The 21,684-nt window shown below is 37.5% G+C and carries 21 protein-coding genes; 10 read left to right on the top strand and 11 right to left on the bottom strand.

The genetic code is table 11. The features are described from left to right. Positions 1-20: 20 nt before the first annotated feature. Positions 21-3,758: a gliding motility-associated C-terminal domain-containing protein gene (locus tag CHU_RS07950; RefSeq protein ID WP_011585019.1), complete on the bottom strand. Its 3,738-nt coding sequence runs from the start codon at positions 3,756-3,758 to the stop codon at positions 21-23. Positions 3,759-4,176: 418 nt separating this feature from the next. On the opposite strand from CHU_RS07950, the gene CHU_RS07945 reads away from it, so the two are divergent. Continuing rightward, entirely contained in the window at positions 4,177-5,352 is a 1,176-nt protein-coding gene (locus CHU_RS07945; RefSeq protein ID WP_041932277.1) for an aspartate aminotransferase family protein, read from the top strand. 51 nt (positions 5,353-5,403) lie between these two features. On the opposite strand, the gene CHU_RS07940 is transcribed toward CHU_RS07945, so the two are convergent. The 5 genes from CHU_RS07940 to rsmA form a co-directional block, all read right to left on the bottom strand. Next, positions 5,404-5,796, bottom strand: a complete 393-nt coding sequence (locus CHU_RS07940) for an HIT family protein (RefSeq protein WP_011585017.1) — start codon at positions 5,794-5,796, stop codon at positions 5,404-5,406. An 8-nt stretch (positions 5,797-5,804) separates the two neighbouring features. Beyond that, positions 5,805-6,281: a transcription elongation factor GreA gene (gene greA, locus CHU_RS07935; RefSeq protein WP_011585016.1), complete on the bottom strand. Its 477-nt coding sequence runs from the start codon at positions 6,279-6,281 to the stop codon at positions 5,805-5,807. A 128-nt stretch (positions 6,282-6,409) separates the two neighbouring features. After that, complete coding sequence (locus CHU_RS07930) at positions 6,410-7,354, bottom strand: 2-hydroxyacid dehydrogenase (protein ID WP_011585015.1); 945 nt, start codon at positions 7,352-7,354, stop codon at positions 6,410-6,412. A gap of 6 nt (positions 7,355-7,360) precedes the next feature. Beyond that, positions 7,361-8,713: a magnesium transporter gene (mgtE, locus tag CHU_RS07925; protein ID WP_011585014.1), complete on the bottom strand. Its 1,353-nt coding sequence runs from the start codon at positions 8,711-8,713 to the stop codon at positions 7,361-7,363. Positions 8,714-8,718: 5 nt separating this feature from the next. After that, entirely contained in the window at positions 8,719-9,495 is a 777-nt protein-coding gene (gene rsmA, locus CHU_RS07920) for a 16S rRNA (adenine(1518)-N(6)/adenine(1519)-N(6))-dimethyltransferase RsmA (protein ID WP_011585013.1), read from the bottom strand. Between the two features lie 396 nt (positions 9,496-9,891). Between rsmA and pdxA the strand changes: the two genes are divergently transcribed. The 9 genes from pdxA to CHU_RS07880 all read left to right on the top strand — a co-directional run bounded on the left by pdxA (position 9,892) and on the right by CHU_RS07880 (position 17,176). Beyond that, the gene (pdxA, locus tag CHU_RS07915; RefSeq protein ID WP_011585012.1) at positions 9,892-10,917 is read left to right on the top strand and encodes a 4-hydroxythreonine-4-phosphate dehydrogenase PdxA; all 1,026 of its coding nucleotides are present in this window, start codon (positions 9,892-9,894) and stop codon (positions 10,915-10,917) included. Between the two features lie 94 nt (positions 10,918-11,011). Next, on the top strand, positions 11,012-11,581 hold the full coding sequence (locus CHU_RS07910; protein WP_011585011.1) for a YceD family protein: 570 nt from the start codon (positions 11,012-11,014) through the stop codon (positions 11,579-11,581). Between the two features lie 10 nt (positions 11,582-11,591). Next, positions 11,592-11,777: a 50S ribosomal protein L32 gene (gene rpmF, locus CHU_RS19175; RefSeq protein WP_011585010.1), complete on the top strand. Its 186-nt coding sequence runs from the start codon at positions 11,592-11,594 to the stop codon at positions 11,775-11,777. A gap of 4 nt (positions 11,778-11,781) precedes the next feature. Continuing rightward, entirely contained in the window at positions 11,782-12,720 is a 939-nt protein-coding gene (plsX, locus tag CHU_RS07905; RefSeq protein WP_011585009.1) for a phosphate acyltransferase PlsX, read from the top strand. A gap of 16 nt (positions 12,721-12,736) precedes the next feature. Continuing rightward, a complete protein-coding gene (locus CHU_RS07900) occupies positions 12,737-13,735 on the top strand; it encodes a beta-ketoacyl-ACP synthase III (RefSeq protein ID WP_011585008.1) in 999 nt (332 codons plus the stop codon). 84 nt (positions 13,736-13,819) lie between these two features. Further along, a complete protein-coding gene (gene accB, locus CHU_RS07895; protein ID WP_011585007.1) occupies positions 13,820-14,314 on the top strand; it encodes an acetyl-CoA carboxylase biotin carboxyl carrier protein in 495 nt (164 codons plus the stop codon). 35 nt (positions 14,315-14,349) lie between these two features. Next, positions 14,350-15,696, top strand: a complete 1,347-nt coding sequence (gene accC / locus CHU_RS07890; RefSeq protein WP_011585006.1) for an acetyl-CoA carboxylase biotin carboxylase subunit — start codon at positions 14,350-14,352, stop codon at positions 15,694-15,696. Between the two features lie 76 nt (positions 15,697-15,772). After that, on the top strand, positions 15,773-16,471 hold the full coding sequence (locus CHU_RS07885) for a DUF1003 domain-containing protein (protein ID WP_011585005.1): 699 nt from the start codon (positions 15,773-15,775) through the stop codon (positions 16,469-16,471). A 12-nt stretch (positions 16,472-16,483) separates the two neighbouring features. Continuing rightward, positions 16,484-17,176: a hypothetical protein gene (locus tag CHU_RS07880; protein WP_011585004.1), complete on the top strand. Its 693-nt coding sequence runs from the start codon at positions 16,484-16,486 to the stop codon at positions 17,174-17,176. Positions 17,177-17,248: 72 nt separating this feature from the next. Here the strand turns inward: CHU_RS07880 and CHU_RS07875 are convergent, their stop codons facing one another. The 5 genes from CHU_RS07875 to CHU_RS07855 all read right to left on the bottom strand — a co-directional run bounded on the left by CHU_RS07875 (position 17,249) and on the right by CHU_RS07855 (position 21,610). After that, complete coding sequence (locus CHU_RS07875; RefSeq protein ID WP_011585003.1) at positions 17,249-17,485, bottom strand: hypothetical protein; 237 nt, start codon at positions 17,483-17,485, stop codon at positions 17,249-17,251. A gap of 9 nt (positions 17,486-17,494) precedes the next feature. Then, the gene (locus CHU_RS07870) at positions 17,495-17,866 is read right to left on the bottom strand and encodes a hypothetical protein (protein WP_011585002.1); all 372 of its coding nucleotides are present in this window, start codon (positions 17,864-17,866) and stop codon (positions 17,495-17,497) included. Positions 17,867-17,918: 52 nt separating this feature from the next. Next, entirely contained in the window at positions 17,919-18,473 is a 555-nt protein-coding gene (locus tag CHU_RS07865; protein WP_011585001.1) for an RNA polymerase sigma factor, read from the bottom strand. A gap of 208 nt (positions 18,474-18,681) precedes the next feature. Continuing rightward, positions 18,682-19,587 carry a cation transporter gene (locus CHU_RS07860; protein WP_011585000.1) on the bottom strand — a complete coding sequence of 302 codons (906 nt, stop codon included), beginning with the start codon at positions 19,585-19,587 and terminating at the stop codon, positions 18,682-18,684. Positions 19,588-19,723: 136 nt separating this feature from the next. Beyond that, a complete protein-coding gene (locus CHU_RS07855; RefSeq protein WP_011584999.1) occupies positions 19,724-21,610 on the bottom strand; it encodes a DNA topoisomerase IV subunit B in 1,887 nt (628 codons plus the stop codon). Between the last annotated feature and the right edge of the window lie 74 nt (positions 21,611-21,684).

Raw genomic sequence — 21,684 nt, 5'->3', positions numbered from 1 at the left:
TGAATAAATGAAACACTTCATTATTTTATTATGGTTACACTACCTTCAAGTTTATACGGGCCAATGTATTCGTGACTATCGCCTTCATACACAATCGTCCATGGGTAAACACCTATTGGCATTATTTCTCCTTTATATATTCCGTTCCAGAAATGATCTTTATCAACGCTTTCAAAAATTATTTCTCCCCAGCGATTGAAAATTAAAAGTTTATACGAACCTATGTGTGCTCCATATACATTAAACATATCGTTGGTACCGTCCTGATTAGGACTGAAAGCATCGGCAACAAATAGTCTTGGCGGACAGATTTCTTTTACCTCAACCGATCCGGAAGCAGCACAGTTTGCATTAGTAAAAACAGTTACAGAATATATACCTCCTCTGCCAACATTTATTTCTTTGGTTGTTTCACCTGTTGGTTGCCAGATATAATGGGTGTGATTACCCGCATCAAGAATTATTTCTTTATCGGAGTCCGGACATATTTTTTTATGGGCTGGCAAATCAAGTACCGGCAGCGGATTTATGGATAAATTCATAGAGGCTGTATTGGAACAGGAACCTATTGATGCAACGAGCGAATAGGTGCCGCCGTTTGTCACTTCTATAAGATTTGATTTGCTCTTAGTGAGTTCAATGGTATTGTGCAGCCATTTGTAAGTTGTTGTATAACCTGTAAGTTCTGCTGCATTTAATGGGGTGCCATCAAGTACCAACGATTTATTTTTACAGATGCTGGTATCTCTTAAGTGTAAAACGGGATTAGGAATTCCGGTTACTTCGATACTGTCTTTTGCCTTACAATAATGTTGATCCGTTACCTCAACCAGATAGTTACTTATCCCCTTTTCAATAACTGTTGAGATTGTGTAGGAATTTGTGCCAATGGATTGCCCGTCTTTTTGCCAGCTGTACGTTGCTAATGGAATATTACTGCTGGTAAGTGTAATACTTTTTCCCTCACATTCTGTTTGCTGATCAGGCATATCTAATGTTGGATTGGCAAATACGTCTGTAACGGAAGAACGCTCGCAGTCACCTTGTTTGTAATAAAGTGTATAACGTCCCTGCTGCGTAACGGTTAATGAAAATTTATCTTCGCCGGTTAGTATTTCCCCATCTTTATTCCAGATTGGTTTTTCTAAAAGCGGGTCTGTAATTATAGCGTTTGCATTCAAAATTAATTGGTTGCTGAAACAATAGGGCCCAAGCAGATTAAATACCGGCGGCTTGAATGCATCAATGTTCATTGTGTCTGCATCCGTACAGCCAAATTGATTTTTTAATTTTAGTACTATACTGCTGTCCTTGTCTGCTTCCACAGAAGCTATTTCTGTAGATGAGATTATGATACCCTGTAAACTCTCCCAGGAGTAAATTGTCTGCGGAAATAATGTTGTACTTAATGATAAAGTGGTTCCTGTACAAATCATTCTATCAGGGCCTGCATCAGCAATGGGTGATTGGTGGAATATAAGTTCAACATTATCTTTCATTTGGCTGCACGGAACAGCACCTGTTGATGTAAGGGTTAATACTACAGATCCGGCGGCAGTTTCTGCTGCTGTTGGCTGGTATGTTGTATTTGCTGCATTGCTGTTTGAAAATGTCCCTGCTCCTCCTGACCATACCGTTGAGGCCGCATGTGTACTGCTTCCCTGCAATTGAATAGGCGAATGGTTAGGAATGCATATATCCTTGTCCGGACCTGCGTTTGCTGTTGGTACGGGTATAAAAGTAAGAGAAACGTTATCTGAAACAGAAGCGCATGGGGCAATTCCGGTAATTGTTAATGAGAGATTTACTGAGCCGGAATTGATTTCGTTACTGGTTGCTGTATACGTTGTAGTCAGATTTTGATTGTTTGAAAACGTACCATTGCCTCCTGTCCAGCTTACAGCTGTTTGATTTGCTGCTGCTGCTGTTAAACTAACAGTCGCTGTTGTTGCGCAGATAGTTTGCGCAGCGCCAATTGTTATGGTTGGCGGGGGATTTACAGTAATGGATTTTTGGATGGAGTCTACACATCCGTTTGTATTTGTATAAGTATATTTGATCGGAAATGTTCCCGCAGTTGTTGGTGTAAATCTTCCTGCGGCATTAATGTATTGTCCCGCAAAAACACCTCCTGTTGGACTAACACCCGAAATGTTTATTGCGGTATTGCTTTTACACACCGGGTTAATGTCTGCAAACTGCAGTGTTGGTATGCTGTGAATGGTGAAATCCAATTCTGCGGTATCGCTGCCGGCAGTTGTATAATTAATCACGGCATAATATTTACTGCCATTAGAAACAGTAATACTTGACGGATTGGCAATTTTGTTTGCAGCAGTGGCAGGTAGTGCAGCGTGCCATTCAAAGACTCGTGCTAAGCTGTTATAGGCTGTAATAGCAGTATTGTATGTTGTTAGGTTTACACCGTTTTTTATTCGGCTTCCTTTTACTGTTTCACATGCAGAAGCGCTGATAGGTACGGGTAAACACCTTTCCGGTACAGTTGTCTGAATGGTTATCGGGCATGGATTATCCGCAACGGGAGTAAGCTTAAGCTGGTACACACCCGATTTGTTTACTCTAATATTCTGCGTTGTTCTTGACCCTACTATACCAGGTCCTGTCCAGAGATAGGATGCAAAATCATTGGGCCCGTAAAGGGTAATATTTTCATCCGAACCACAAATGGTTGGAGGTATTTGTTTATCCAGAAAGGAACAGCTGGCATCAATGTATGCATAGCCCAGATGGCCGCCTCGTGAACAATCTGAAGCGATAAATTCTACGGTAACATTTTGTCCTTCATATCCCAGCAAAGGTATGGTTACAGTTGTCCAGTTCCGGTAATACAAGTTTAAAAACGCATTATTGTTAGGCCCATCCCTGGGTTCAGCAGGGTCATAATTTGGATTGGGTACAACGCTTTTGATAAAGTTCTGTATGGGTGGTTTTGCAATAGCTGTATAGGTTGCACAATTAATCTGATTTCCGTTTTTATCATACATGCGTACTTTAAAATAAGGTCTTTCCAGATCTCTATGGTCTCCCGGATCTTCTAATACGGCAGCATATTGATACGTGAAAATATTATTCGCAGGTGTTACAAGAAATGTTTGTCTTACGAGCGCAGCATTTCCACCATTCACATAATTTTCTAACCGGAGGGAATAATTTCCTCCGGGTGCAACAACTGGCAGTGTGGGAATATACGGATCGACCATGCCAGTAGTCATGATTTCATGTCTGGTGGTACTAAATCCATTTACAACATTACATGGCGCAGCTTGTTCACAGGCATTTGCTATAGATCCCTGCCACCCGGCAGTTGTACCTGATTCAAAACCAATGTTTTCACAAGGTCCGTTAAAAGCAAGCGGTGCATAGATATTTTCGTTTTGCAGACGGGCAAACGCTTGTTTGTTTTTTTCAAAGGAATTGTAAGCAGATAGATATTTTTTTACCAATTCATCTGTATAAGATTGAAGAGTTAAAGCAGTAATTTCACCTTTTTCCGCTTTCTTAAAAAAACAGGAACGATCTTCGGAAAATGTTAATTCTAAAAATTTCATGTACAAATCCAGATCCTGATTTGTAAGTTTTGTTTCAAGCTGAATTGCCTTTTTTATTGAAACAAAATCCATCGATGCCCAAAGTTCTTCCGCAGTATCTGAATGATTATCCTGCGCAAACGTGTAATTAGTTAAAATAATAAGGAATATGCCCGAGCAAAATAACCTTGATAGTGCATTCCAATTCATAAAATATAATATTTAAAATGTTTAAAATATTTAACTTTATTACATTGTAATATACATAGAAAATATATAAAAATATAAATTTTATAAAGAAAGTGAATATCTTTATTTCTTATATATTTCTTAATTCAAACAATTGAAAATTTTATAATTAATTAATAAACAGTTATTTGTATTTAAACATGAATTCAATAGCTCATTTTTAATCTATCCTATTCATTTAGTTGAATTTTATCCTTTTTAACCATAAAAGTTGAATATGCATACTAAAATAGATTCATATTTCAGTACGTTTGAAGCCTGAATTGATTTGGATAAAACAAATGAATGTTTTTTTCGTTATTGGGCTTTTTATAAATAGTTAGCATCAGTAAAAGTGCATATTTTAATACCATAGCTACAATTAGTAACTTGCGTAAATATGCTCACAAACAGACAGCTTTTTTTAAACAATCTTGCACAAACAAGTGATGCGCCGCTTTTAATAGAAGTTGAAAAAGCTTCCGGTGTATACATGTATGGTAAGCAAGGAGAAAAATACATCGATCTTATTTCTGGTATCGGAGTCAGTAATATCGGACATTGCCATCCGAAGGTTGTTCAGGCAATTCAGGAACAGAGTCAAAAATACATGCACCTGATGGTGTATGGGGAATTTGTTCAGGCACCACAGGTAAGACTGGCCACCAAACTGATTGAAACACTTCCTCCCTCGTTAGATTCCGTTTATCTGGTTAACTCTGGAAGTGAAGCAACAGAAGGTGCGCTGAAACTTGCAAAAAGATATACAAACCGCAGAGAAATCATTTCATGCAAAAATGCCTATCATGGTTCTTCACATGGAGCATTGAGTGTAATGGGAAATGAGTTTTTTAAGCAGTCTTACAGACCTTTGCTTCCTGGGATAAAACATATCCGGTATAATCATACAGAAGATCTGGATGTAATTACAGAACAGACCGCAGCTGTGATCATTGAAACGATCCAGGGCGAGGCAGGTGTGCGCATTGCTGATAAACCGTATATGCAGGCTTTGAGGAAGCGTTGTGATTACACAGGGACTTTATTGATATTGGATGAGATTCAATGCGGCTTCGGGCGTACAGGTACTTTCTGGGCATTTGAAACGTATGGTATTGTTCCGGATATTTTACTTGCTGCAAAAGGTATGGGCGGAGGTATGCCGATCGGAGCATTTATCTCTTCTAAAAAAATAATGCAGACATTGAGTTCAGATCCGGTATTAGGTCATATTACCACATTTGGCGGACATCCTGTAAGCTGTGCTGCGTCGATTGCCTGTATGGAAGTTATTCAGGAAGAAAAGCTGATGGACACCGTTTTGAAGAAAGAATCGCTGATCAGAAAACAGCTAAATCATCCAGGTATTAAAGAAATCAGAAGTGCAGGTTTGATGATGGCGGTTGAATTTGAATCGTATTCGGTATTGAAACGGATTATCGATCAGGCTATTGAAAAAGGTGTGTTAACAGACTGGTTTTTATTCTGTGACAACTCCATGCGTATTGCACCACCGCTTATTATCTCAGATGACCAGATCGAACAGGCGTGTTCCATTATATCTTCCTGTAAATAAAAAGAGCGGCGTTAATAAACGCCGCTCTTTTTATTTGATCGGTATGTTTGGTTACAACTGCTTTTTAATGGCTTCTGCAATTTCATTCATTTCTTCTGCAGGCAGTTTTAATTTTTCTCTGGTGAAATTAATATCCTGTACAGTTTGTAAAGGTATTAAGTGAATATGCGCATGCGGAACTTCCAGCCCGATAACTGCAACACCTACACGTTTACATGGAATAGCTTTTTCTATTGCTAAGGCAATTTTCTTCGAGAACAATGTCATTTCCGCCAGAAGAGTATCTTCTACTGAAAAAATATAATCAATCTCTTTTTTAGGTACAACAAGCACGTGTCCTTTCGCTAATGGAAATACATCCAGAAATGCAATAAGTGTTTCTGTTTCTGCTATAATAAAAGCAGGTATTTCTTTATTGATTATTTTAGTAAAAATACTCGGCATGTTGGTATTTATCTTCCGATATCTAAAATTTCAAATTCAATTTTACCCGCAGGTACATCTACCAAAACAGTTTCGCCTACTTCTCTACCAAGCAATGCTTTACCAATTGGAGATTTCAACGAAATACGGCCAGCTTTTAAGTCCGCTTCTTCTTCAGAAACCAATGTATACTCAACAATATGTCCGGTTTTCTTATTCTTGATTTTTACTTTTGTAAGAATAGAAGCTTTAGATGTATCAATAGTGCTTTCATCTAATAAACGGGCATTAGAAACAATTTCTTCCAATTTAGAAATTTTAAGTTCCAATAAACCCTGAGCATCTTTTGCTGCATCGTATTCCGCATTTTCACTTAGGTCACCTTTATCGCGAGCTTCAGCAATCTGCGCAGCGATTTGAGAACGGCCTTTTGTTTTAAGATGACTTAACTCGTTTTTCAACTTGTTTAAACCTTCTTCTGTGTAATATGATACTTTACTACTCATAACCAATAATTACTTCCAACTATATAAAATAAAAAAACGGTGCACCTCTGCGTACCGTTTAAACAAAGATAAGAATACTTTTGTAAGATTTCAACCTTAAAAGACATTATGTTGAAATCTAGTGTTTTCTATTTATTTAAATACCAAAAGAGTATTTTTTCGCCCAATACTTCACTTATTTTTCTGTAAGATTCAAATGTCCAGCCAGCTATATGCGGTGTTAAGATAACATTTGGATTTTTTACTAACAAATCAAAATCCTGACGCTGTTCTGTTGTAAGTGTTGAAAGTTTTTCATTTTCCAATACATCAAGAGCAGCCCCGCGTACTTTACCTGATTGTAAGGCTTCATTCAGGTCTTTTAATTTTACAATTTCTCCGCGTGCTGTATTTATCAGCCAAAAAGGTTTTGCAACAGAATCGAAAAATGTTTTATCAACCCATCCGCGGGAAAAATCATCTAACGGAATATGTAAACTTATAATATCAGCTTCTGCTTTTAATTTTTCAATATCCACCTGTTCTGCATTTTTGCAGGAATAATTTTCACGGTATTTATCGTAGGCAATTATTTTGCAGCCAAAGGCAGCCAGGCGTTTGGATGTTTCTTTACCCATATTTCCATACCCGATTAATCCTACCGTTAATGACTCAAGTTCATATCCCCTGTTTTCTTCTCTAAGCCAGATCGCATCTTTAACTTCCGTATCAGACCGTACAATATTATTGATAAGAGCTAAGATTAAACCAAGGGTATGCTCGCCTACAGCTACTCTGTTTCCTTCTGAAGCATGGAACAGTGCAATGTTTTTTTCTTTCAGGTATTCTTTATCAATATTATCAACTCCTGCTCCTGCACGTGCTATGAATTGAAGCTTCGTACACGAATCAATAATTTTTTTATCTACTCTGAATTTACTCCGGATCACTAATCCTTCATATGCCGGCAGCGCTTCGATACATGTTTCTTTGCTCCAGTCGGGCTTATAATCGTACGCTATAGCTGCTTTATCTAACAATTGAAATAAGGCAGTATCAACATCATCAACAATCAAACATTTTATTGAAGCCATAGCGAATTAAAAAGAATATAATAAATGAGCTACTGAAAAATATATACCCAGCCCCAACAAATCGTTGGCTGTAGTAATAAACGGACCGGATGCCAATGCCGGATTTACGCCAAACCGAAATAATATCAAAGGAGTAATTGTACCCATAAACGAAGAAACGAGTACTACACAAAACAGCGCTATTGAAACAGTAAGCGCCAGATCCATTTCCTGTTTTAAAACTAAATTGAATATAAAAACCAATGAAGAAATAGCGATACCATTGATCAATGAAACTACAAACCCCTTTATAAACCGATCCGGATTCATGGCAATATAGGTTGAATCTCTTGCCAGAGACTGAACAATCATAGAAGATGACTGTATACCCACATTACCGCCTGTTGCTGTAATAAGCGGAATAAAGAATGCCATGGCCGTAACCTGATGGATCACGTTTTCGAACAGACCGATGAATTGTGCACCTAATATCCCTCCGATCATACCAACGATCAGCCAGGGCAAACGGCTTTTGGAAAGCAGCCAAACGGAATCATCTTCTTCGGTATCGTTTGAGATACCGGCCATGATCTGTCTTTCAAGATCTGCCTGTTCGGTAATTAAATCGATAACATCATCAATGGTGATTCTTCCTAATAACTTGCCTTGCACATTTACAACCGGAATGGTTTCCAGATCATATTTACGCATCAGGTCGGCTACTTCGGTACCACTGCGATACGATTCAATACTCTTTATAGTAGGATCATAAATATCAGCAACGATGGCATGCTCGTCTGACAATAAAAGTTTTTTCAGTGATAAGAGCCCAAGCAAACGCATGTTGTCATCAACTACATATACAGAAAATACTTTATCGACATTTTTAGACTGTGCACGGATCTCTTCAATGCAACGATCAATTGTCCAGTTTAAATTTGCCTTTATTAATTCCTTAGCCATTAAGCCGCCGGCACAATCTTCATCGTAATGAAGCAGATCAATAATGTGGTCGGCTTTCTCCGGATTCTGGATAAATGCAATTACTTCCTCACCTGTTTTTACAGACAATTCGTTTATTAAATCCACAGCATCATCGGAGTCAATGAATTGAATGAAAGATGCAATTTGTTCCGGAGAATAATGTTTGAGAATTTTTAAACGGATATCTGTATCTAATTCTGAAATTACCTGCGCACTTTTTTCTGTCGTCAGAATATTTAACAGCGCTACAGATTCTTCTGTTTCCAGCTCATATAAAATAGCAGATAAGTCCTGCTCGGGTATTTCATTTACTAATTCAAGTACAGCATTGTTTTCTGCAAGGCTAAGATGCTCCTGCAGTTCCTTGATAAAATCTTCTGTCAGTTCAAATGCCATAACTATTATTTTCCGGAAAGCATGTTAGTTAAATCGAAGAATTCCTGAACAGATAGTTGTTCTGCTCTTTTATCAAAGATAGGTAAATCCATAGAAATGTTTTGCACGTTGATTGATTTGAGCGCATTTCTTAATGTCTTACGCCGCATGTTAAAGCCTGCTTTTACAACTTTGAAAAATTCTTTTTCATCGCAGGGCAAATGTGTGCGGTTATTTCTCTTTAAGCGAATCACACCCGACTTCACTTTAGGCGGCGGTGTGAAAACATGTTCCGGTACGGTAAACAAATATTCTATGTCATAAAATGCCTGCAGCAACACGCTGGTAATGCCGTATGTTTTATTCCCATTCTTAGCAGCAAACCGTTCGGCAACTTCTTTCTGAAACATGCCTACAACCTCCGGAATCTGTTCTCTGTAATCGAGCACTTTAAATAAAATCTCTGTTGAAATATTGTACGGAAAATTTCCTATGATAGCAAATTTATCGGGATACCAATCGGCAAGATCTGCTTTTAAAAAATCGCCATGAATAACATCATCCTTTAACTGAGGAAATACTTTTTTTAAATATTCGATTGATTCCCCATCGATATCAACAACTTTGGTATGATAGGAATTATTTTTAAGCAGGTATTGTGTAAGCACACCCATACCCGGCCCTATCTCCAGAACTTCTTTATACGAACCATGCAATGTAAGGCCATCAACAATATCCTGTGCGATTTGCTGATCATTCAAAAAATGCTGTCCTAAATGTTTTTTTGCTTTTACCTTTTCCATGTATCCTACCCAAAGATTTCTGCGAAGTTACACAACTCCTTCCATGTAACCATAAATTGTGTAATAGTTTGCCAGTGTATTGCTTATGTGATAGAAAAAAATAAACCCATATAAAAAGAAAAAAAGCCTCCGACGAAAGAGGCTTTTTTCAAACACTACTACTTTAATCAAAACGAGCAAGAATTGTTAAAGAAGAATTTTATTAAAATAGATATAAGGGAAACTAATAAATTGGTAATATGAATTATATACATATAAATACTCTTTTCCCGAATAAAGGTAACCTAAAATATATAAGAGATTAAGGATTAAATTTTCAAATTATTGAATTGTTCAAAGAGTTTTGGAACTTGTGTAATAACTTTTGATTACCTTTGAATGTAATAAATAGGTAAAATGACACCAAATCCAACATTTGACAGACCTGTTATTGGTATCACCCTAGGTGATTTCAATGGCGTTGGCCCGGAATTAATCCTTAAAACTTTTTCAGATTCCCGTATACTAAAAGTGTGTATACCTGTGATTTATGCTAATTATAAATTACTTGCCCGTTATAAGAAAATATTAGGCTTGTATGAAGAGCTGAATTTTCATTCAATCCGCAGTATACAGGAAGTGCAACCTAAAAAAATTAACCTTCTGGTTTGCTGGGAAGATGACTTTGAAGTTACGCCTGGTCAACCTACCAACGAGTCTGGTAAAGCGGCTTTCCTTTCATTGGAAAAAGCCGTGAGTGATGCGCTTGCCGGTTCAATACAGGCAATTGTAACCGCTCCTATAGATAAAAAGAATATTCAGCAGGAAGGCTTTACATTTGCAGGCCATACAGAATATCTGGCAGAACGCTGTGGCGTAAAAGATAACCTTATGGTAATGGTTAGTCCTACTATGAAGGTTGCGTTAGCTACAGCACACGTTTCTGTGGCACAAATAACCGCCAATTTAACCCGCGAACGTTTATTGACTAAAATAAACCTGTTATATAATTCCTTGAAAAAGGATTTTGGTATTTTAAAACCTAAAATTGCTGTTTTAGGACTAAATCCTCATGCAGGAGAGAACGGAATGATGGGTACAGAGGAGCAAACGTTAATTTCTCCGGTAATTAAAGAATTAAAAGATAAAGGAATATTAATATTTGGCCCTTTCCCGGCAGATGGCTTTTTCGGACAGCATCACTATACCAAGTTTGATGGAGTTTTAGCCATGTATCACGATCAGGGGTTGGCTCCCTTTAAAGCATTGTGTTTTGATGAAGGCGTTAATTTTACTGGTGGTTTGCCATTTATCCGTACTTCACCTGATCATGGAACAGCATATGATCTGGCAGGTAAAAATCTGGTGGCTGAAGAGTCCTTCAGATCGGCCATTTATTTGGCCTGTGACTTGGTAAAAAACAGTTTGTTAGTAAATAAGTAAGTAAAATTGATGAATAAAGGGGAAATATGAATGAATAACCCTTTTTTAAATCAATTGAATATTATAACTTTGCACCCCATCCTATAAATAGCATATGCAAAAGAATAGGTTAAGAGATTTTGATATTGAGATATCACATGTCAAGGAACACACACCGCACAAGTTTGAGTTCCAGCTTAATGATTCTTTTTTTACGTTATTTGAAGATAGTCTGATCCAGAAGGGATCAGTAACGGTTGATGTAGAATTTGAGAAAACGCCCCTGCTTATTCGAATGAATTTCATATTAAATGGAGTTGTTGAATTGGTTTGTGATCGTTCTTTAGATACCTTTGAGCAACCTATTTCATCTGAAAACGTTCTTTTATTCAAATATTCTGAAGAAGAAGGCGAAATAACAGAAGAGATTATTGGCATTAAAAGAGAAACCATCAAAATTAATATCGCTCAGTATATTTATGAGTTTATTAATTTAGAAGTACCCATAAAAAAACTTCATCCCCGTTTTCAGGAAGAAGAAGTCGATAATGATACATCAGAAACATTATTGATTTATTCTACAGAAACGGAAAATGAAGAAAAGAGTGAATCACCTACTGAAGATTTAATTGATCCGAGGTGGCTGGCACTAAAGAGTTTAAAAGATAAAAGTAAGTTAAACTAGTAATAAAGAAATGGCTCATCCTAAACGCAAAATTTCCAAAACAAGGAGAGACAAGAGAAGAACTCACTACAAAGCGGTTGCTTCTCAGTTTGTTGAATGCTCTAATTGTAGCGCACCTGTCCTGCTTCATATAGTTTGTCCGGAGTGCGGACACTACAGAGGTAAATTGGCAATCGAAAAAGCCTTAGCAGTATAAGCTGATGAGGTTAGCACTAGATGCGATGGGAGGAGATTTTGCTCCCAAGGCTATCATTGAGGGTGCCATCCTTGCCTCTGACTCTCTTCCTGCCGACGCAGAAATTATTCTGATCGGCAAGGAACAGCTAATCCGTGAACATTTGTCTACGCTTGAGGGTAACAAGAGCAGAATACAAATTGTTCATGCTGATGAGGTAATTGGCATGGCCGAGCATCCAACAAAAGCCTTTTCTCAAAAACCTAATTCCAGTATCGCTGTCGGGTTCCACCTGCTGAAGCAAAAAGAAGTTGATGCTTTTTGTAGTGCAGGAAATACGGGAGCTATGCTTGTAGGGTCTATGTTTAGTATCAAACCTATTGAAGGTATTCTTCGTCCTGGGATTGCTGGCTTTATGCCTCAAGAATCAGGACGTTTTGCTGTTGTAATAGATGTTGGTGCTAACGCAGATTGTAAGCCAGAAATGCTTGCTCAGTTTGCGGTTATCGGTTCTTTATATACGAAATATGTATTTGGAATTGAAAATCCGAAAGTGGGTTTAATGAATCTTGGTGAAGAAGAAGAAAAAGGAACCATTCTGACATTAGCTGCACATCAGTTAATTAAGGAGCTGGATTCTATTAATTTCATTGGAAACATTGAAGGACGGGATTTATTTAATAACAAAGCAGACGTTATTGTTTGCGACGGTTATACAGGCAATATCATCCTGAAAATGGGTGAAACGTTTTATGATTTAGTTTCTAAGCGTGGATACGATGATACATTCTTCAATATGTTCAATTATGAAGAAGTTGGCGGTAGTCCGATTTTAGGAGTTAATGGAAATGTAATCATTGGTCATGGAATTTCTTCCCCGAAGGCAATCAAGAATATGATGCATCAGGCGTACCAGTTAACACAAGCCAAAATCTCTGAAAAAATTAAAAACGCATACAGCTAATCTCAACAACTAGAAGATGGGCAATGTAAAGGCATGTATTACCGGTATTGCAGGTTATGTACCGGATTATATATTAACAAACCAGGAATTAGAACAACTTGTTGAAACATCTGATGAGTGGATTCTTTCCAGAACCGGGATTAAAGAACGTCGCATTTTAAAGGGCGAAGGATTAGGTACTTCTCACATGGCTGAGAAAGCAGTTAACGATCTCCTTGCGAAAACAAATACAGACCCTTCTGAAATCGATTTATTAATTTGCTGTACAACCACTCCGGACTATGTATTTCCTGCTACAGGAAATTTAGTATCGGATATGTGCGGACTGAAAAATGCATTCAGCTATGATATGAATGCAGCCTGCTCGGGTTTTTTATTCGGATTGGTAACAGGTTCTCAATATATTGAGAGCGGCAAATTTAAAAAAGTTATTGTAGTAGGTGCAGATAAAATGTCTGCCATTGTTAACTACAAAGATCGCAATACATGTATTTTATTTGGTGATGGTGCTGGTGCCGTTTTGCTGGAACCTAACAACGACGGATTTGGTGTTGTTGATAGTGTTTTAAAAACAGATGGTTCCGGAGCGCAATATCTGATTATGAAAGGCGGCGGCAGTCGCCATCCTGCATCTCTAGAAACAGTTATGAACAGCGAGCACTTTGCACATCAGGAAGGTGCAACAGTATTCAAATTTGCTGTTAAAAATATGTCAGATGTGGCAGCTGAAATCATGGAGCGTAATCAATTAACCGGCGATAATGTACAATGGTTAGTACCTCACCAGGCAAACAAACGAATCATTAATGCAACTGCAGAGCGCATGAATGTTGGACCTGAAAAGGTTATGATCAATATTGAGCGTTATGGCAATACAACAAGTGCTACTATCCCGCTTGTGCTTTGGGATTACGAAAAACAACTTAAAAAAGGAGATAATTTGGTATTGGCAGCGTTTGGCGGTGGCTTTACCTGGGGATCTGTTTATTTGAAATGGGGTTACGACCCAAAATAAATTTAGCTATTTGTTTATTGAAATTTATTAAATAGTATCGTTACACGTTAACGCATTAAAACGGTTATTAAAATTTAAAGACTGATGAAACCAAAGGAAATTCAGGAATTGATTGACTTTATTGCTAGCTCAGGTTTAGCGGAAGTAAATATTGAAACAGAACAATTTAAAATAAACGTTAAAAAATATCCGAACTCTGCTGTTAAAGCTTCGGATATCATAATGCCTGCATTACCTCAGGTAGCACCAATCCAACAATTACCTGCTACTCAAGCACCAGTTGCCACTCCTGCTGCTGCTGAGACAAAAGTCTCTGCTCCTGCTGCTGAATCATCAAATCTGATTACAATTAAATCACCGATGATCGGAACATTCTACCGTTCTTCTAGTCCTGAAACTCCTTCTTTTGTAAATGTTGGGGATGTCATCGAAGCTGGCAAGCCAGTTTGTATCATTGAAGCAATGAAATTATTTAATGAAATTGAATCTGAAATTTCAGGTAAAATTGTTAAAATATTAGTTGAAAACGCTACTCCAGTTGAATACGATCAACCATTATTCTTAGTTGAACCTAAGTAATTAATTGTTGAATAGTTCATTTACGGGATATATATATGTTTAAGAAAATATTAATTGCTAACAGGGGAGAAATTGCATTACGTGTAATCCGTGCTTGTAAAGAGCTTGGAATAAAAACGGTTGCTGTATACTCTGTTGCAGATAAAGAAAGTTTACATGTACGTTTTGCTGATGAAGCGGTTTGTATAGGACCTGCTCCTTCGAATCAATCGTACCTGAGCATACCAAATATTATTGCAGCTGCTGAAATTACAAATGCAGATGCTATTCACCCTGGTTATGGGTTCTTGTCTGAAAATGCAAAATTCTCTCAGGTGTGTGAAGACTATGGAATTAAATTTATTGGTGCAAGTGCAGCAATGATTAATTCTATGGGCGATAAAGCTTCTGCAAAAGATACCATGAAAAAAGCCGGTGTGCCATGTATTCCCGGTTCGGATGGTTTGTTGGGTTCAATCGAAGAAGGTATCAAATTAGCGAATAAAGTAAAGTACCCTGTGATCCTGAAAGCTACGGCTGGCGGTGGTGGCAGAGGTATGCGTATTATCCGCAGCGACCGTGAATTTGAAAAAGCATGGGTTGATGCGAAACAGGAAGCTGGCGCTTCTTTTGGTAACGATGGTTTGTATTTAGAAAAATTCATCGAAGAACCACGCCATATAGAAGTTCAGTTATTAGGCGATAAATTCGGAACGGTTGTTCACTTATCTGAAAGAGATTGTTCTATTCAGAGACGTCACCAGAAACTGATTGAAGAAACTCCTTCTCCGATCATTACAGAACGCTTGCGTACTAAAATGGGTGAAGCTGCTGTAAAAGGTGCAAAATCTATTAAGTATGAAGGTGCCGGTACCATTGAATTCCTGGTAGACAAACACGGTGATTTCTATTTCATGGAAATGAATACCCGTATTCAGGTTGAACATACCATTACCGAAGAAGTAACTGGTGTGGATCTTGTTAAAATGCAGATCCGAGTGGCAGCAGGCGAAAAGCTTGAAAAGAAAAACTACTTACCGTTACGTCATTCTATTGAATGCAGAATAAATGCGGAAGACGCTGCAAACGGTTTCCGTCCTTCTCCGGGCAAGATCACGAACTTCCATATGCCGAGCGGTTTTGGTGTACGTGTAGACAGCCACTGTTATACAGGTTATACAATACCTCCTAATTACGATTCTATGATTGCTAAGCTGATCGTTAACGCGGCTACGCGTGATGAAGCGTGTGACCGCATGAAACGTGCCTTACAGGAGTTTGTTATTGAAGGTGTAAAAACAACTATTCCATTCCATATTACGATGATGGACGACCCTCAGTTCAGGTCCGGGAAGTTTACGACAGCATTCCTTGAGACATTTGATTTCTCAAAAATTAAATAATTTAAAACCGGTTTTATACCGGTTTTTTTTTGCCTTATTTAAAGAATAGATTTCACCTGTAATCATTGATATCTGTATGGAAAAAGTAACGTGTCATATTACAAAAAAAGAATTTGATAAAAGTAATTGCCACAAGGCTGATTTTATCCGTCCTTCCTTATTTGAGTTGATTCAGAAAGATTATCCGGATCTCACTCCCAGCTCTTATATTTCGCTTGATGTGCTGGATAAATACCGTAAAACATATCTGGAAGGCATCATTAACAAAGAGAACAGAGAACTTTCAAGCCTCGAGAATGAAGTAGTAGAATCAATCACGCACAATCAGATTCTTTCAGATAACATTGAGCCTGACCTCAATGATAGCCTGACCTTTGGACAACGTGTGGCAGATTCCATCGCCGAGTTTGGTGGCAGCTGGACATTTATAATTTCCTTCTTCTCCTTCCTGATTGTATGGATGCTGATCAATATTTTCTGGTTGGCACAAACTGCTTTTGATCCGTATCCGTTTATTTTATTGAATTTACTTTTATCCTGCCTTGCTGCTATTCAGGCACCTATCATTATGATGAGTCAAAACAGACGGGAGCAGAAAGATCGTATCCGGAATGAATATGAATACAAAATAAACCTCAAAGCTGAACTGGAAATTAAATTGCTTCATGAAAAACTGGATCATTTAATGATTCATCAGAACAGACGTTTGCTTGAGATTCAGGAAATTCAGGTAGATATTTTAGAAGACATCATGAAGGAAATTAAAACAAAATGAACGTCATATTTCATGAAAAATAAGTATGCAGATATGCGCTATGTGCTTTTAATTGTTCTATTTGTATTTTTAAACACTGTGATATATGCTCAGAATATTGAGGATAGACGGGTATTCGTACTTACTGGTATAGGCGGTACCTCCTATCGCGGCGATCTTTCGCAGTCTTATGAAAGTTGGGGCGGCACGTTTCATGCAGGTATTTTATTCAATAAGAAAAAACGCATCAATGGATTTATCCATTTAATGGCAGGTGGTGTACGCGGAAATAATCCTTCCTATGTATATGAATCGACTGTGCAGACAACTCCAAATAAGTATTTCAAAACATCTTTATTTAGTGTAGGCTATGAGTTGCGCATTAATATTATAAAAAAAGAGTTGTATACGCTTTATTTCAGTCCGGGTATTTCGATTCTGCGGTACAATCCTAAAGACCAATTTAATGATTCGTATTCAAATCAATTTACAACACGTGCAAAAGGAGAAGAATATTCCAACATTACTATTATGCTTCCGGTCAGGATTGGCGTGGCTTATCACTTACCGAACGGGTATGGGATCGGAATGGATGTTGGTTTTTTAAACCCCATGACGGATTACATAGATAATATTTCACATTGGGGAAACAGGAAAAAGAAAGACAATTTAATGCAGCTCAATATTTTGCTTTATGTTCCTTTAAATTTAAAGCATAAAGAATAGTTTATCTGACATGCACAAACAAAAGAGGCTGTCATACAATGTATGCAGCCTTTTTTGTTTGTTGTATTGATTTTAAACATGTACTAATTCATGTTGTTCCACATCGATGGTTTCAATAAGCGTAACATCCTGTATCTCCACTGCCATAAGCCATTCATGGCGATGCTTTTCATAAATGTCTGTCAGTATTTCCGGCAGGAAATTACTTGTATTGGTCATTGATTCTGTCCGGATATCGTATTCGTTTGAAAATTCACCGTTATTTTTAACAGCAATTTTCAGTTGATAATTGATCAAAAATAATTCCATGTTATTTACTTATTTAAGTGAATCTTCAGAATCGGTTGAATTTGTAAATCTTGGTGCACATTTATTAAAGAATTTATCTTTTAAACTGGTACGTTCTTCCGTTGAAAGATTGTCCCACTTTGCTTTCATATGTTCTTTCCATGCTTGGCGCGGATCACGGTGGTTGCCGCAGCAACATCCGCCGCCTTTGCCTTTAAATCCGCCGAAGAGAATTTTAGATAATAAAACGATACCAAACGTTTGCCACAGATTAATTACAGGACCGTTGAACAAGGTTGGCACAAGCCAGTTCCACAAATGCATGGTAATATATCCTAAAGCAAATATTACTAAAGGCACACCAATGATTATTTTTGCGATGATGATGATTTTATTTTTCATGACTTAATAAGGTTAATTGGTTAATCAGATATTTGTTAGAATTTCTGTGATGCTATAATTCATCATACAATTCCTGTAATTTTTTTCTAAGTGTTAAGATTGCATACCGTTTTCTTGACAGCAGTGTATTTACACTAACACCTGTAATTTCACTTATTTCTTTAAACGACTTATCTTCAAATTCATGTAATAACATTACCTGTCTTTGTTCTGCCGGCATTTCAGCCATGGCTACCTCTATTGCTTCCCAGATTACGTTGCGTGCATAAACATCTTCCGGAGTATTTTTAAAATCCGGAAGAATATCTTCCAGCATCAACATTTCCGAATCTTCATTTTTCCCCTGAAATCCCAGATCAGACCATGCTTCAGGCTTCTTCTTCCGATAGCGATCGGTTATTTTGTTACGCGCAACAGAAAATAACCATGAACTAACTTTATCAATTGATTCAATGCTATCATAAGCAGAAACAAATTGAAAGAATACATCCTGCAGAATATCTTCTGCGTCTTCCAGCCGGGATACACGCTTGCGGATAAAACCTAACAGGCCTCCGCGTTGGTTTTTAAAAACCTGTTCTATGTGTGCTTCCTGACTATTTGCCATTTTGTATTTTGAATTCCTTCTATTAGGATAGTCGAACGATATTAAAAAATATTGTATACCTCGTAAAAATATTTCAAATTAAATATTAGAAATTATTTAAAATATTGAATTTCAGTTAATTAAATAGCTATTCAAGTCGGTTATATTCAATTTCATTTTACTAAAAAGACTATTATACCATTCGTACTATAATAAATAAAATAAGTAGTTATTCTTTGATGCGGTTTATCAAAAAGGAAATTTTATTGTCTGGAGTGATCTGATTCAGTATTCCTTCGCCTGTAGTTTTAATGATGAGATAATCGCGTGTGATATCCTGGCTCGTTACCGGTACTTCCAGTTCAATATTTACCCATAAGACCCCTCCTATATGCAGCACGGTAAACTTTGCCTGATATTGTTCAAGAATAGACAGTTTCTCTTTAAATGCACGAATAACCTGTTGCTGCAGCTCTTTATCAATAGATGATACAGACAGGAGTTTTACATTTTCAGAGAATAACATAACCGGTGAATATGCCATAGCGATTGAAAAAACAATACAAAATACCGGATCTATGTAATTCCCATATTCTTTAAATGAAGTAAACGTAAGCCCGTATGATAAGACAATAGCCAGGATAATGGATATATTAAACGCAATATCTGTTTTCCATTCCAGTGCATCGGTTTTCAATAATGCAGAATCGAGTTGTTTTCCTTTATGGCTTATAATAAAAAAAGCAATCATATTAAATACAGAGGTGATCAATGCATAGCTGAACATGATTTTGTGGTCTGTTTCCGGAGGTCCGCTGTATATGCTGCCGAGCGATTCACCGATTGCTTTGATACATATTAAAATGATCATGAAGCTGCGGATCAGATTTAAGATTGGTACATAACCTGAAAAACCCAGCGGGTGATCCTCATCTTTTGGTCTGTCTTTTAATTTTGAAATATAAATGGTTACAAGTCCAATAATGGCGCTGATAACATAAGAGCCGGCATCTACTTCAATGATATTGGATTCTGTAAGTTCATTGAAAACCAAACTGCAAATCATTAACGCTATAATCATGGAAAATGAAAACAGCAATGTATGATATTCTTTTTTGCTTTTAGTTCGTATCATATTGTATTGAAGAATAAAAAGAACAATCTATTTGGAGAATTCAAAAAGAAACTGTTTGGAAAAAGAATAATTAAATATAAAACAAAAAAGCACACGCAGAAAAATTCAGGTGTGCTTTTTGATCTTTATTTTTCTGTTATTCGACTACTTCTGCCGATACTTTTTCTTCATCTACTACCGGTGCATCTTTTTCAAGTTTAAGATTTTCGATAATGAACTGCTGACGTTCCGGGGTGTTTTTACCCATGTAGTAAGAAAGTAATTTAGGTATTGTAATTTCTTTGGTTAAAATAATCGGGTCAAGGCGAATGTTCTCTCCGATAAAGTGGCCAAACTCATCGGGTGAAATTTCTCCTAACCCCTTAAATCGGGTGATCTCTGGCTTTACACCCAACTTAGCCATTGCTTTTTGTTTTTCTTCTTCGCTGTAGCAGTAGATCGTTTCTTTTTTATTCCGGACCCTGAATAAAGGTGTATCTAAAATAAATAAGTGTCCGTTACGAACCAGATCCGGAAAGAATTGCAGGAAGAACGTCATCAATAACAAACGGATGTGCATACCATCTACATCGGCATCGGTAGCGATCACAACGTTTTTATATCGTAATCCCTCAAGTCCGTCTTCAATATTCAAGGCATGCTGAAGCAGATTGAATTCTTCGTTTTCGTAAACGATCTTTTTAGTAAGTCCGAAACAGTTTAATGGTTTACCGCGTAAGCTGAATACGGCCTGTGTTTCTACTTTACGCGATTTTGTAATTGATCCGCTGGCAGAATCCCCTTCGGTAATAAACAGGGTAGATTCATAACGTTTATCCGATTTTTCATCGTCTAAATGGAAACGGCAATCACGTAATTTTTTATTATGCAGATTTGCTTTTTTAGCACGGTCATTTGCAAGCTTTTTAATACCTGCAATGTCCTTACGCTCGCGTTCAGATTGTAAAATTCTTTTTAATAAGGCATCGGCTGCTGTAGAATTCTGGTGCAGGTAATTATCCAGTTCACGTTTTACAAAATCGTTAACAAAGTTACGAACCGTAGGTCCTTCGTGTGCAACGTTCTGAGAACCGAGCTTTGTTTTCGTCTGCGATTCGAATACCGGCTCCTGTACGCGGATTGCAATAGCGCCTATAATGGATGAGCGCACGTCTGACGCGTCAAAATCTTTTTTGTAGTATTCTCTAACCGTTTTAACAACGGCTTCTCTAAAGGCTGCTAAATGCGTTCCTCCCTGTGTTGTGTACTGGCCATTTACGAAGGAGTAATATTCTTCTCCGTATTGTTCTCCGTGTGTTAAACAGATTTCAATATCATTTCCTTTCAGATGAATGAATGGGTAACGGATAGATTCCACATCTGCTTTACGTTTTAACAGATCCAGCAAACCATTTTCAGAATAATATTTTTTTCCGTTATAATTTATTGTTAACCCTGCATTTAAGAACGCGTAGTTCCACAATTGTTCTTCCAGGAACTCCGGAATGAAATAAAAATTTTTAAAAATTGTATTGTCAGGTGTGAACGTAATCATCGTACCGTTTTTTTCGGTCGTTGATGTTTCTTTATGATCTTTTACTAATTCACCTTTTTCAAATTCTGCAACTTTAGTTTTGCCGTCGCGGATGGACTGAACTTTAAAATAAGCTGAAAGCGCATTTACGGCTTTGGTACCGACACCATTTAAACCAACGGATTTCTGGAAAGCACCACTATCATATTTACCACCGGTATTAATCTTGGATACACAATCGATCACTTTTCCCAAAGGAATTCCGCGTCCATAATCGCGTACCTCTACTTTTTTATCCGTAATTACGATGTCGATCTGCTTCCCGTTCCCCATCATGTGTTCATCGATGGAGTTATCTATAATCTCTTTAACAAGAACATAGATACCGTCATCCTGAGCAGAACCATCACCCAGTTTCCCGATATACATACCCGGACGTAACCGGATGTGTTCTTTCCAATCGAGTGAACGGATACTGTCTTCGGTATATATTGGTTTCTCAGCTGCCATGTAGAATCGGTGTGTTATTTTAGTCGCAGGAACAATTTACAAAAAATCTGTGACGCGTAAAGCGTGGATTATCC

The sequence above is a fragment of the Cytophaga hutchinsonii ATCC 33406 genome (assembly GCF_000014145.1).
In the GTDB taxonomy this organism is placed as follows: Bacteria; Bacteroidota; Bacteroidia; order Cytophagales; family Cytophagaceae; genus Cytophaga; species Cytophaga hutchinsonii.
This window is presented reverse-complemented; position numbering and strand designations above follow the sequence as displayed.

What these genes read in the sequence shown, in the direction of transcription:
- rsmA (WP_011585013.1), bottom strand. Translation starts at nt 9,495, where the DNA reads ATGGAAAAGGTAAAAGCAAAAAAACATTTAGGACAGCATTTTTTGAAT.
- CHU_RS07885 (WP_011585005.1), top strand. Translation starts at nt 15,773, where the DNA reads ATGGAAAAAGTAACGTGTCATATTACAAAAAAAGAATTTGATAAAAGT.
- accC (WP_011585006.1), top strand. Translation starts at nt 14,350, where the DNA reads ATGTTTAAGAAAATATTAATTGCTAACAGGGGAGAAATTGCATTACGT.
- mgtE (WP_011585014.1), bottom strand. Translation starts at nt 8,713, where the DNA reads ATGGCATTTGAACTGACAGAAGATTTTATCAAGGAACTGCAGGAGCAT.
- accB (WP_011585007.1), top strand. Translation starts at nt 13,820, where the DNA reads ATGAAACCAAAGGAAATTCAGGAATTGATTGACTTTATTGCTAGCTCA.
- CHU_RS07880 (WP_011585004.1), top strand. Translation starts at nt 16,484, where the DNA reads ATGAAAAATAAGTATGCAGATATGCGCTATGTGCTTTTAATTGTTCTA.
- CHU_RS07910 (WP_011585011.1), top strand. Translation starts at nt 11,012, where the DNA reads ATGCAAAAGAATAGGTTAAGAGATTTTGATATTGAGATATCACATGTC.
- CHU_RS07870 (WP_011585002.1), bottom strand. Translation starts at nt 17,866, where the DNA reads ATGAAAAATAAAATCATCATCATCGCAAAAATAATCATTGGTGTGCCT.
- CHU_RS07875 (WP_011585003.1), bottom strand. Translation starts at nt 17,485, where the DNA reads ATGGAATTATTTTTGATCAATTATCAACTGAAAATTGCTGTTAAAAAT.
- CHU_RS07945 (WP_041932277.1), top strand. Translation starts at nt 4,177, where the DNA reads ATGCTCACAAACAGACAGCTTTTTTTAAACAATCTTGCACAAACAAGT.
- greA (WP_011585016.1), bottom strand. Translation starts at nt 6,281, where the DNA reads ATGAGTAGTAAAGTATCATATTACACAGAAGAAGGTTTAAACAAGTTG.
- CHU_RS07940 (WP_011585017.1), bottom strand. Translation starts at nt 5,796, where the DNA reads ATGCCGAGTATTTTTACTAAAATAATCAATAAAGAAATACCTGCTTTT.
- CHU_RS07865 (WP_011585001.1), bottom strand. Translation starts at nt 18,473, where the DNA reads ATGGCAAATAGTCAGGAAGCACACATAGAACAGGTTTTTAAAAACCAA.
- CHU_RS07860 (WP_011585000.1), bottom strand. Translation starts at nt 19,587, where the DNA reads ATGATACGAACTAAAAGCAAAAAAGAATATCATACATTGCTGTTTTCA.
- CHU_RS07855 (WP_011584999.1), bottom strand. Translation starts at nt 21,610, where the DNA reads ATGGCAGCTGAGAAACCAATATATACCGAAGACAGTATCCGTTCACTC.
- plsX (WP_011585009.1), top strand. Translation starts at nt 11,782, where the DNA reads ATGAGGTTAGCACTAGATGCGATGGGAGGAGATTTTGCTCCCAAGGCT.
- pdxA (WP_011585012.1), top strand. Translation starts at nt 9,892, where the DNA reads ATGACACCAAATCCAACATTTGACAGACCTGTTATTGGTATCACCCTA.
- rpmF (WP_011585010.1), top strand. Translation starts at nt 11,592, where the DNA reads ATGGCTCATCCTAAACGCAAAATTTCCAAAACAAGGAGAGACAAGAGA.
- CHU_RS07900 (WP_011585008.1), top strand. Translation starts at nt 12,737, where the DNA reads ATGGGCAATGTAAAGGCATGTATTACCGGTATTGCAGGTTATGTACCG.
- CHU_RS07930 (WP_011585015.1), bottom strand. Translation starts at nt 7,354, where the DNA reads ATGGCTTCAATAAAATGTTTGATTGTTGATGATGTTGATACTGCCTTA.
- CHU_RS07950 (WP_011585019.1), bottom strand. Translation starts at nt 3,758, where the DNA reads ATGAATTGGAATGCACTATCAAGGTTATTTTGCTCGGGCATATTCCTT.